The sequence below is a fragment of the Psychrobacter sp. GP33 genome (genome assembly GCF_014119005.1).
Taxonomy (GTDB): Bacteria; Pseudomonadota; Gammaproteobacteria; order Pseudomonadales; family Moraxellaceae; genus Psychrobacter.
The window spans coordinates 1-12412 of record NZ_JACGYX010000009.1 but is presented as its reverse complement, the minus strand read 5'-3'; the positions used below and the strand labels follow the sequence as shown (position 1 = coordinate 12412).

General features: G+C 41.0%; 9 protein-coding genes. 3 read left to right on the top strand and 6 right to left on the bottom strand.

What is annotated here, in order from left to right:
* Positions 1-265: 265 nt before the first annotated feature.
* From H2245_RS10805 to H2245_RS10795, 3 genes are all read right to left on the bottom strand, one after another.
* Entirely contained in the window at positions 266-1261 is a 996-nt protein-coding gene (locus tag H2245_RS10805; protein ID WP_182407397.1) for a DUF4062 domain-containing protein, read from the bottom strand.
* 180 nt (positions 1262-1441) lie between these two features.
* The gene (gene murI / locus H2245_RS10800; RefSeq protein ID WP_182407396.1) at positions 1442-2308 is read right to left on the bottom strand and encodes a glutamate racemase; all 867 of its coding nucleotides are present in this window, start codon (positions 2306-2308) and stop codon (positions 1442-1444) included.
* 152 nt (positions 2309-2460) lie between these two features.
* Positions 2461-3141, bottom strand: a complete 681-nt coding sequence (locus H2245_RS10795) for a DUF1285 domain-containing protein (protein WP_182407395.1) — start codon at positions 3139-3141, stop codon at positions 2461-2463.
* 686 nt (positions 3142-3827) lie between these two features.
* Here H2245_RS10795 and H2245_RS10790 point away from each other — a divergent pair.
* Positions 3828-5465, top strand: coding sequence for an electron transfer flavoprotein-ubiquinone oxidoreductase (locus H2245_RS10790; protein ID WP_259365199.1), 1638 nt, complete (start codon positions 3828-3830; stop codon positions 5463-5465).
* Between the two features lie 127 nt (positions 5466-5592).
* On the opposite strand, the gene H2245_RS10785 is transcribed toward H2245_RS10790, so the two are convergent.
* Positions 5593-7089: a sodium:alanine symporter family protein gene (locus H2245_RS10785; protein WP_182407443.1), complete on the bottom strand. Its 1497-nt coding sequence runs from the start codon at positions 7087-7089 to the stop codon at positions 5593-5595.
* An 897-nt stretch (positions 7090-7986) separates the two neighbouring features.
* On the opposite strand from H2245_RS10785, the gene H2245_RS10780 reads away from it, so the two are divergent.
* Together H2245_RS10780 and H2245_RS10775 are read left to right on the top strand one after the other, a co-directional pair.
* Positions 7987-8319, top strand: a complete 333-nt coding sequence (locus tag H2245_RS10780; protein WP_182407393.1) for a DUF485 domain-containing protein — start codon at positions 7987-7989, stop codon at positions 8317-8319.
* A gap of 1 nt (position 8320) precedes the next feature.
* Positions 8321-10036, top strand: a complete 1716-nt coding sequence (locus H2245_RS10775) for a cation acetate symporter (protein ID WP_182407442.1) — start codon at positions 8321-8323, stop codon at positions 10034-10036.
* 340 nt (positions 10037-10376) lie between these two features.
* Here H2245_RS10775 and H2245_RS10770 read toward each other — a convergent pair whose 3' ends face one another.
* Positions 10377-10994 carry a rhomboid family intramembrane serine protease gene (locus tag H2245_RS10770; RefSeq protein WP_182407392.1) on the bottom strand — a complete coding sequence of 206 codons (618 nt, stop codon included), beginning with the start codon at positions 10992-10994 and terminating at the stop codon, positions 10377-10379.
* Between the two features lie 201 nt (positions 10995-11195).
* Positions 11196-12242, bottom strand: coding sequence for a 5'-nucleotidase (locus H2245_RS10765; RefSeq protein WP_182407391.1), 1047 nt, complete (start codon positions 12240-12242; stop codon positions 11196-11198).
* Between the last annotated feature and the right edge of the window lie 170 nt (positions 12243-12412).

Below are 12412 nucleotides of genomic sequence, written 5' to 3'. Positions count from 1 at the left end.
TGAACACTTCTTGTGTATATAGAAATGACTTATCAAATTTCTCGATAACGTCAACCAACAGTAATACCTTATTATTAACGGTACACCGTCTCTACACAACCATGGACACGTAGGTTTTATATTACAAAACGTAGCGACCACTATAATATGGTCACAATCTTAAATTATTTTAGAAGGAATATAAGAGATATAAATAGATGAGAGATAGGAAAACATATTACTTATAGATTATCTAAATAAAGCATATCGAACGAGGAAGGTAAAGTTATAAAGGCGGATTTGGTGTAGATTGACTGTCTTGGTATATTTTTTTGGCATAAAAAGTCAGTTTCCATAGTTCTTGTGAGGAACGTGATCCAACAGCAGTTAATTGAATCCAGTTGGCTGCTACCAACGATCGTTGTAACTTTAGTAAGTCGTCTTTGCTTATCTGACAGCGCGCAACAGCATGGACATTTGGCATCTGTTGTTTGATATCTTGTTCAGCTTTAACGGTGATAAGGCGATTAATACTGCTTTGCAAGCCATAGCTTGTAAAAGCTAAAGATATTTGAATCAACGCTTGTAATATTTCTTGCCATGTACAGCTTAATAAACTACTTACATCCGTTAAATTGCCACCCTCATAAGCTTGGGCACTATAGCTGAACTCAAACGTCTCTGTTAGCTTTAACGATTTGGTTAAGCTATCGACACCTTCAAGCTTACTAGCTTCATGATCGATGTTCGTAGTTACAGATGAAAGTGGACTAGATAAAAAATTATTAGAGCGCGATATATCAATATCTACCGCATGCTCTCTGATCCAGCCTAGAGCAGGATAGCGTACAATCATATCTTCATAAGCAAGACTAAGCAGTCGATCGATATCTTGATTACTTACATAATAATGGATGCCAATATTTTGGCGTTCAACCAGGCGTATAAAGTCTTTTAACTGCGGGCTAAGTTCGGCATTTTCGTGATGACTTTTAATAAAGATAAGCATCGGTTTGAGCTTTGCCTTAGCACTCAAGTAACTCAAATGCATTTGGCTAACGCCTGTATTTTGCGTTGCGCCGTAGCTGTCGCCAATGACGAGTAACGTATAATCGCAGTCATCAATACACTGACGACCATAAAGTGCAGCTCGCGGCAATTCACCCGAAACATCATAAGTTAAAAAAGCACGGGCTTGGAAAAATATCGCCACATTATCGAGTACTAACGACTGATCGCTAGCCGCACATATAACATGAAGATGGTGGCGATGATTGGACAAAAAAAAGACCTCTACAGCTTAGCTATCAAAATAGACTAGGATACCAAAAAAATTACTAACACAAGCCTAGCATAGTCTCATGATAGCTGTAACAATTTATCATAATAAGGACACATTATAGCCTTGTTAATAGAATGGATATAATCTTTTATCTCTCATGAGCATTGAAAACAATTCAATTTAGCGTAAATAGTGCACTTGTCTTTCTGCACCTAATAATTGTTGCACCAACTCAGTCAAAAACTCATCATATTTACTGGCAAAAAAGGTTAAAGGTTGGTTGTTAGAATATGTATTAGTTTCAGCCAGCAGGTCACTCTCAATTAACAATGATTGCACACGTGTAGCGACCGCATGACCTGAATCCACTATTTGCATCGCTAGCTGCTGTTTTTCGATTTCAATCTGTAAGAACGCTTTAAAAAAAGGATAGTGCGTACAACCTAATACTAAATAGTCCACATGGTTATCAGCAAATATTCTTACCTGCTCACGTAATCTTTGCGCCGTCTCACTATTTTCTGGCATACCTGCCTCCACCCAAGGTACCAGCATAGGGTCAAAATATTTGATCACGGTTGTATGAGAAGGAACAGCTACATCATTAATAACTTTATTTAATAACATACCATTTAACGTAGCTTTAGTCGCCAGTACCACGACATGACCGCTTTGACTGGCTAATACTGCTGGTTTTAGCGCCGGAACTAACCCTACTATAGGCAACTGCGGATAATAGCGACGTGCTGTGTCTAATGCATGAGCAGAAGCACTATTACAAGCGATAATAATCAGCTTACAGCCTTGCTCATATAACCAAGTCACTGCATTTAAGGTAAGAGCCTCGATATCGCTACTGTCACGATTACCATAAGGAACATGCAAGGTGTCGGCATAATACACATAACGTTCAGCTGGTAGCTGTTGCGCCAGATGCTTATAAATGGACAAACCTCCCACCCCCGAGTCGAATAATCCAATCGGGGCGTTGCGCTTGGGGTCAGTCATACGACTATTAGAATGAACAGGTAACACTTGCGGACTCATCTGCGGCTCGACCCAACAAAAAGATAATATAAATGAGCTTATTTTAGCACCATTTCCTCACCACATAATGCCCCGTTTACCCGCCTGTTCTGAAGACTGAATCAAGAAAACTAAATCATCAAAATTAACTAAAAAGTCCAAAATCAAGAACCTCAGTCAATAGGCATAGCAACCGTATAAGCTTGACCGCCACTATATAAGGTTAAAATCGTCGCCCCATTTCTCTCACTGAGCTCACCGATTTCAGTTAAATGATAAAATGCATTGCGACCGATAAGTGCCATCAACCCCTTCCGGACTGGCATGTAAGGGCGAACCTCCGATTCAGTGCGTTTTATTTGTGCGTCGCTATGCTCTCTATGTGGATGATAGGCAAGTAAAGTAATTTGATGCGCCTCATCCAATCGCACCACATCGCCCGTGGTAGTGGTGAATTCTAGCCAGCTTATATCGTTCTCCAGAACAATACCCACATCATTAATCAGTAGTGGTACATCTTCAACCTGAATACGTAGTAATTGTACCGGCGTTTTTAAAAAATACTCAGTAATGCCATCTTTTTCTTCTTGCCATAAAATCGTGGCAAACAGACTGACCAATGACTCACGGGTCATTTTACTGCCCTCATGCCACCATTCGCCATTGGCTTTAATAACCAAGTCCATATCTGCAACCTGAGTAGGATGCCAATCGGCAAGTGGCGGTATGGAGCGCCCCTGACGGGAACCGGCAGTAGATTTGAGATAGTGCTGTAGCCCATCAATACTATTTAGATCAGTTTGACCTGCCGTCACATCCTGTATAGGCTGGTTACTCATTGATTTATCAGTCATTACCCAATCCCTTATTATTAGTCAAAGTTTGGTATACCTATCATTACTATTCATTTTAGTTTCGGGTATGATAAAGTAGAACTTATTTCGTTGAACTCATTCACCTATTGAAACCTAATTATCAAAACTTAACTATTAGGACTTAGCTATTAAAACTTAGCCATCAGCTTAGCATTAGTAGCCATAAATGCCTGTCGTGTTTATAGGACTTTTCTTTTATAATGAGTAACGCTCTTTGAACCGAATAGCAGTGCCGTTGCTGTTTTTATGAGCTTGTAGCGTTATCTACTGACTATTTGTCACTCTTTTTTATTCTTATTATTATTTTCTGATGGCCATGATTTTTTGATAATTCTGTTATTAATAATATAGTTATTAACATCCCCTTTATTGACCACGCTGATACAACCATTTTGTACATGCTGCGCGCTATCTAGAAATAATGAGTGATACCCGTTATATTATTCAATGGAATCGCTGGTAATATCCGCAGATTAGCCACTAAACGTTTAGGAGTAGGTATGCAAGAGCAAGACAATCAACCCTCAGCCCTTGATGTTGATACTATCAATACTGAAGACACAACCCTGCAACAAGCCGCACCTGAAGCTTTACCTACTGAACAGGTAGCTGTTGACGAGGCAGCGCACTCTATTAGCGCTGAGCCAGAAATTGAGCGTGAATCGATGGAATTCGATGTGCTGATTGTTGGTGGTGGTCCTGCCGGTTTATCAGCCGCTATTCGTCTGCGCCAACTGGCAATTGAAGCCGGCAATGATGATTTTACGGTGTGCTTGGTAGAAAAAGGCTCGGAGTTTGGGGCGCATACCCTATCAGGTGCAGTTATGGAAACACGCGCACTTGATGAGCTTATTCCTGATTGGAAAGAAAAAGGCGCACCATTAAACGTACCAGCTATTGAAGATCGCGTCTATGTGCTCGGGTCAGCGACCAAAGCCACCAAGCTTATGGACTCTGTAGTGCCAGAGAGCATGCACAATAAAGGCAACTATATCGTTTCTTTAGGCAATGTCGTGCGCTGGTTGGCGCAACAAGCTGAAGAACTTGAAGTCATGATGTTCCCAGGCTTTTCTGCCGCGGATATTTTGTATAACGTCGATGGCTCAGTAAAAGGTATTTTAACAGGCGATATGGGCGTGGCAGCTAATGGCGATGCTAAACCCAGCTTTGAGCCAGGTTATGAGTTATTAGCAAAATACACCATCTTTGCTGAGGGCAGCCGTGGGCATTTGGGCAAACGTCTGATCAGTCGCTTTAGCTTAGACAAATACTCTGACCCACAGCATTATGGTATTGGTCTTAAAGAGCTATGGGAAGTACCGCCTGAACAACATGAACAAGGCGTAGTCATGCACGGTTCAGGTTGGCCGCTGAGTGATACCGGTTCGACCGGTGGTTGGTGGTTATATTTTGATGAAAATAACCAAGTTAGCTTTGGTCTGATTGTCGATTTATCTTACTCCAATCCTTACCTATCACCTTTTGACGAGTTGCAACGACTTAAGCTGCATCCGCTAATTCGTAACATCTTAGAAGGCGGTAAGCGTCTGTCTTATGGCGCACGTGCTTTAACCAAAGGTGGTTTTAACTCTCTGCCAAGACTAACCTTTCCAGGTGGCGTCTTAGTCGGTGATGAAGCGGGTTTCTTAAATCCTGCCAAAATTAAGGGTACACACACGTCCATGAAGTCAGGAATGCTTGCTGCCGAGGCTATTTATGAGGCGGTAGTCGCTGAGCGTCAGCATGATGAAGTGCTTGATTATACCTTGAAGTATAAGCATTCTTGGCTATATGAAGACAACCGTTTAGCGCGTAACTTTGCCCCAGCTATGCATCGAATGGGCACTTGGATGGGCGGTGCGTTTAACTTCATTGAGCAGAATGTGCTGGCTGGCAACATGCCTTTGACCATTCATGACAACTTGCGCGACTATGACCAGCTTGAGCGTGCTGCACACGCTTATCAGCCCGATTATCCGAAGCCAGATGGCAAATTGGTCTTTGATAAACTGTCATCGGTATTTATCTCAAATACCAATCATGCTGAAGATCAGCCATCGCATCTAAAATTGACTGACCCAACCGTGCCTATTACCATTAACTTACCTTTATATGCTGAGCCAGCACGCTTATACTGCCCAGCTGGCGTTTATGAAGTGGTAAAAGATGCAGAAGGTGCTAAGTTTGTTATCAATGCGCAAAACTGTGTGCATTGTAAGACCTGTGATATTAAAGACCCCTCGCAAAACATCACTTGGGTTGCGCCAGAAGGTGGCGGTGGTCCAAACTATCCTAATATGTAATGCAAGCAGTTATATTTCTTTAAGCGTTATAAAGTGAAGCACAATAAAATCGCCCTTATTCAATAAATGGATAAGGGCGATTTTTTATGATTAAAATCATTAGATAACATGCGATCAAAAACCCAGCTTAATCTTTCCATGCCTCACGATTGGCTTCTTTTTTCAGCTTAATAAAATTATCCGGATTAAATTTAATTTGATCAGCTGTTTTACCTTCTTTGATTTGACGCTCATAATCACGCAAAATTCTAAGGGCAACTGGCGACAAAATCACAATTGCGACTAAGTTGGTCAGCGCCATCAACCCCATCGATAAATCGGCAAAATTCCAAATCGCTGGTAAGCTGGCAACGGAGCCAACAAATACCATACCCAACACTAAAAAGCGAAACACCATAATCATCATTTTGGCATTTCTTTCACCAGAGATAAATTCAAGATTGGACTCACCATAACTGTAATTAGCAATGATAGAGGTAAACGAGAAAAAGAAAATCGCAATGGCAACAAAGATAATGCCCATGTCACCCACATATTGTGACAATGCCAGCTGTGTAAGCTGAATGCCTTCTTGCTCAACACTTGGATTGACCACGCCCGACAAAATAATAATCGACGCCGTTGCCGTACAAATGACCAGCGTATCGATAAACACGCCCAGCATTTGCATGAACCCTTGTACCGCTGGATGATCTGGATAGCTTTGCGCGGTTGCCGCCGCATTGGGCGCTGAACCCATACCAGCTTCATTAGAAAACAGACCACGTTTAATACCGTTAATCATGGCTTGAGCAATACCATAACCAATTACCCCACCTGCTGCCTGCTCAAAACCAAAGGCAGATTTCACAATTAATGCAATAGCCGCTGGGAATTGACTAAAATTGGTCACAATAATAAACAGCGCCAATAAGATGTACAAGATCGCCATCACCGGTACAACTTTACCCGCAATGCGCGCCACTGAACGCAATCCACCAAATACGACAGGCGCAACCAAAACGACCAATACCAAACCAGTCATCCAAGTTGGTACACCAAACGCTTCATTGGTCGCTTGCGCAATAGTATTTGACTGCACGCCATTGAAAGCCAAGCCGAAAGCTATCAATAAACAAATGGAGAAAAACACTGCCATCCAGCGCTGACCCAAGCCTTTTTCAATGTAATACGCTGGTCCACCGCGGAAAACATTGTCCTTGTGTGGCACTTTGTACGCTTGCGCCAATGTCGATTCGATAAAGCTAGTCGACATACCTACTATAGCAGTCATCCACATCCAGAACACCGCACCCGGACCGCCCAAATAAATCGCAATCGCTACCCCAGCTAAATTACCGGTGCCCACACGCGCCGCAAGCGAAGTCATCAGCGCCTCAAATGAGCTGATGCCGCCATCTTTACGACCTTGATTGGACGTCCGTAATAAATGCCACATATGCCCAAAATGTCGAAACTGCATAAAACGAGTAGCAATCGTAAAATAAACCCCCGCACCAATCAGTACAAACATGAGCAATCCATACCATGGATTGCTGGCAATCAACCAATCATTATTACCCCATATGATACTGACGCCATAATTCACCGCACTATTAAACCAACCTGCTAGCCCTTCGCCCATAATACTACCTTTAATATCTTTGAAAATAAACCTACTCACTACCAACCTAGCTGCCCTAATCATTGGCTGTGAAAACAGGCAACTTTATCTCGTACCATTTGGCAGATTTCATGATCTATGTTTCACGAAATCTACCAAAGTGAGTCAAGCTAACTGTTTTCTGTTTTTTGCTAAGATTAAGACACTCGCCCTAGTAATGATGAGCAGTATGTTGCTACATTTTAACTGACTCTGATACATTTAACTGTTTCAGTGTTTTACATTGAACTTTTTTACAGAACCTTTGATAACTGGACAAGCTATAAAAAGCAATATTTATAGATTTTAGTTTACCATTGGCAGTGATTATCTAGCTGTTGGTCGGTTTGTTAAGCTAGCTGTTTTATATGAAAGAGAGAGGCTCTAAGATGGCTGTAGCCATTGATGCTCAGACATTCTTAGACATGGGAAATATTAACCCGTAAAAAGCAGGCTCGTCTTAACAAAAGTATCGAGAAAGACAACCTTTCCATCATATAAATAATTAGTTACAAAAAGTAAATTAAACTTACTTATTGTTAATTACCCAAATTTTGTATATATTCATAATCAAGACAATAATTATCGTTTTAATCGATATTGACACAAAAACTATCAAATTATTAGGTAACACGGTTAGGAAGACAAGAGATAAGATGACAATGGATTGTCAGCACAACCGACCCTCCTGTAGCGCAAGCCAAAACACAGACTATAAAAGTCTGCCAGTAATGGACTTCTCTCTTTATATTTTGCCAATTTACACTGTAATTTTGCATTGCTTTTTTATCTTTATCTCAAACATTTGATAATTTAAACAATGAAAAATCCCATTTGGAATAGCCGTCCATAGTTGGACAAAACAATAAGGAGTTGGTTATGGATGATTCACAGGTACAACGAATTCTCAATAATCCAAAGTTTCAAGAAATGGTTAGTAAAAAGCGCCGATTGAGTTGGACATTAACGGTCATTATGCTGGTCGTATACGTCGGTTTTATGCTCTTGGTTGGCTACAATAAACCATTTTTAGCAAGCTCGTTTAGTGGTGGCGTTACCACTTGGGGAATTCCCTTGGGTCTAGGTATCATCGTGCTGTCATTCTTGCTATGTGGCGTATATTCTTATATTGCCAATCACACGCTTGATCCACTCAATGAAGAAACCCTTAAAGAAATTGAGGCCATTGCACATGAAAAAGGAACACATTGAGATGAAATTGACATCACCTAAAGCGATACTGATCGCAATAGCAAGTTTGTGTTGCTCTACCATGGCATTTGCTGGTCCTGATTTGGGTGTCGCAGAGCAGCAAGCAACCAATTGGCCTGCAATTATCATGTTTATGATTTTTGTCGGTTTTACGCTCCTTATTACTAAATGGGCCGCTGGACAAACCCAGTCAACCGCAGATTTTTACACTGCAGGCGGTGGTATCAGTGGTTTTCAAAACGGTTTAGCGATTGCAGGTGACTATATGTCAGCCGCATCCTTCCTCGGTATATCAGCTTTAGTATTTAGTTCGGGCTTTGATGGCTTGCTATACTCACTCGGCTTTATGGTCGGTTGGCCTATCGTACTATTTCTTATTGCAGAGCGCTTACGAAATCTGGGTAAATTCAACTTATCCGATGTGGTTTCATTTCGCTTAGAAGAAAAGCCTGTGCGCACGCTGGCAGCATTTAGCTCTTTAGTCGTCGTGGCTTTTTATCTGATTGCACAGATGGTAGGTGCAGGTCAGTTAATCAAATTACTATTTGGCTTGAACTATAATATTGCAGTAGTCGTAGTAGGCTTATTGATGACAGCCTATGTTCTCTTCGGTGGCATGTTGGCAACGACTTGGGTACAAATTATTAAAGCCGTGATGTTGCTAAGTGGTGCAACCTTTATGGCGTTTATGGTCATGAAGTCAGTTGATTTTAGCTTTAGTAATATGTTCGATCAGGCGATCGTTGCCTATGGTCAGGCACATGGCACCAGCGTAACTGATGCCGTTAAGATTATGGGACCTGGCAAACTAACTGAAAATCCAATTGATGCGCTATCTCTTGGTCTTGCGCTCATGTTCGGTACCGCAGGCTTGCCTCATATCTTAATGCGCTTTTTCACGGTAAAAGATGCTAAAGAAGCGCGTAAATCTGTTGTGGTTGCAACAGGATTTATTGGTTATTTTTATCTCCTAACCTTTATTATTGGTTTTGGTGCCATCTTGTTCATTGCCAATAACCCACAGTTTCTTGATGTTGCAAAATCAGCACTTACTGGTCAGTTAGAGTTGACTGGTGGTAATAATATGGCTGCCATTCACTTAAGTGAAGCGCTAGGTGGCGATTTATTTATGGGCTTTATCTCAGCTGTTGCCTTTGCAACCATTCTTGCGGTAGTAGCAGGTTTGACACTTTCAGGGGTATCGGCTATTTCGCATGACTTATATGCTAACGTGTTTAAAAAAGGTCAAACTACCCCTGAGTCCGAAATGAAAGTGTCAAGATATGCCACTTTAGGTTTGGCAGTCTTTGCTATGATTCTAGGGATTTTGTTTGAAAAACAAAACGTTGCTTTCATGGTTGGTTTAGCGTTCTCGGTAGCCGCTTGTGCTAACTTCCCTGTATTGGTTCTGTCCATGTTCTGGAAGGGTCTAACCACTCGCGGTGCTGTGATCGGCGGTATTGTCGGTCTAGTAGGCGCTGTTGGTTTGATTATTCTATCCAAAGCAGTTTGGGTCGATACACTTGGAATTTCTGAGACCGCACCAAACCCATTTAATGGTCCAGCATTATTTGCAATGCCACTATCATTCCTATGCTGCTGGTTCTTCTCAGTAACTGATAAATCAGCCCGTGCAGAAAAAGAACGTAAAGCATTCGATGCTCAGTTCGTTCGCTCACAAACAGGCATTGGTATCTCTGGTGCGTCTGACCACTAACTAGCTATAAATTTTGAATAAGTCGTTATTTAAAAAAAGCCCTCAATAACTGAGGGCTTTTTTATTAATATCTAGATAAACACTCATTATGTTTCGGAAATCTTAATTTTATTATCCCTATCATTATTCATAACACATCAATCAATATTATATTTATTCGATTAACTTATACTGATTGAAACAGCGTATGAGTGAGCACCGGATGTCGCAAGTGACTGATTGTGAAGAGCCTGAGCAGCTAGATTGTATATTGTTTGAAAAAATACGACTCGATCAATTAAAAAACATATTAATTAAACAATCGAATTACACCCGTTTATGCCTGCTGATACTTTATTTATCAATATTTGCGCCCATAGCGGTTAGCGATATCGGTGTAATGATGCTTTGAGCTTGCTCCTAAAAATAATCCGGCGCTTAAACCACCAAAGTGCGCTGCAAAAGAAATATCCTGCTGCGGCATCAACCCTTGTTTAATGGTTAGCCAGTATCCTGCACCCATCACCAAACACGCCAACAAATAGCCCCAACGCCGTGCAAACACCGCTCCCCCAATCATAAATCCCAGCATCGCAAAGCACAGCCCTGACGCACCAATATGAATCGTCAATGGTGAGCCAAGTAACCACGTCATTATACCAGAGCCGACAATTAGCTTAAAAATAATACGATAAACATTATTTTCAAACAGCCCAAATAAAAATAATATTTGCAATAAAACCACAGTATTACTTAATAAATGTGGCACATTATCATGCATCGTCCATGACGCAAATATCCCAATCATGCTACCGACATCCAGCGTACGCGGCACAATACCAAAGATATTCCACAGTCCAAACAGCACAATTTTATTAAGGATGAACATAACCCACATAGGTATAAGTACGATAGCGTACGCGCCAACAACCTGCTTTAGACGTTCTATAACGAGTGACAATAGCGCTTGTCCGTTCATAGCTTATAGCCTTACTCATTTATGAGACATGTCTACTCTGAATTTTTTAGCAATATATTTTATTTTTTGGAGTCTGCCACTCGACTCCATGAAGTAGGAATCGCTAGTAATCGCGGATCAGATAGCTAAATTAGTATCCTTTATCCTTTTAATACAATGACATTATTACAATGCGCAAAAGCTTATTATGATATTACTCAATTAGCGAGCAGAGGCTAAAACCGTGTGTTTGGTCGGACTAAAGGTAAGAGATGACACTGCCTCATCAGTTGTTAGTAAACTATTGGTGTGTAGTAGAGAGGTTGAATGATAAGGAACCAACGCTGTCGGTATAAAGTCACGAGCAGCATTAATATGTTGAATCGAATCATCAAAAAAGATATGTGGAGCAAAAGTTTTAAGCACAGCTGTTTTCTCAAGTCCACCTAAGAAAAAGGCCATATCCACATCAACACCCCACTGTCGCAACGTCTTAATTGCCCGTAAATCCGCTGGCGAATTACGCGCTGTCACTAGCGCAATCTTTATTGGACAGTGATCCACACGAGCGGGCAAGCGTTCCTGCAAGTCAGAGAGTTTTATTAATAGCTCAGCATAAGGGCCTTTTTCTATCGGCAAGTCACTCATACGCGCTTCACGCTCATGAAAAGCACTCAGCCCCTTTTGCTTATACAATAACTCGCCTGAATCATCAAAAAGTACTGCATCTCCATCAAAGGCAATACGCAGCTGTTCTGTATCAAGCGTATAAGTATTAACAGGCGTAGCATCGAGTATGGCACAAGCACAAATATTACTATCAGCTACTTGTTGCGCATCTTCACGATTGGTCGTCAAAAATAAATCGACATTAAAATCAGCAATATAAGGTGCAATAGGGCTACCTGAAATAAAAGCAGAGCGAGAAATATTCAGACTATGTTCGCGAATCGCATTAAGCACTTGTATGCCAGTATCAGGGCTGCTTTTAGAAATAATCACTACCTCTACCAATGGAGTATTAATATTCGAATCTGCAAGTTCAGGGTAGTAACTATTCAAATTTAAAAGTGCTTTGATGAGTGGGTAACCTGCACCGATCTTTAAAGGCTCGTCTTCACGTTCTGCCATATAATCTCGAAATTCTTTCACGGCGCTAATCGGACGCTGGTTGAGCAGCTGTAAAAGATGGTCTTCAGATTCGGATAAATCAAACAAAGCAGTTGCCGATATGGCGACTATCAAAGTATTAGTGAGGTCAATAGCCATAAATTATTATTCTCTATATTTTATATTAAATCAAAAACGTTCTTCAGTGTAGCAACTAGTCATTAGAGAGTAAGTATGTTTTTATTAACCTTAAATAATAAGTAATAATCATTACTTAAAACACGCGCAAAGAAAACCCCCCTCTGCTTTCGCAGAGGGGGGTTTTCTTT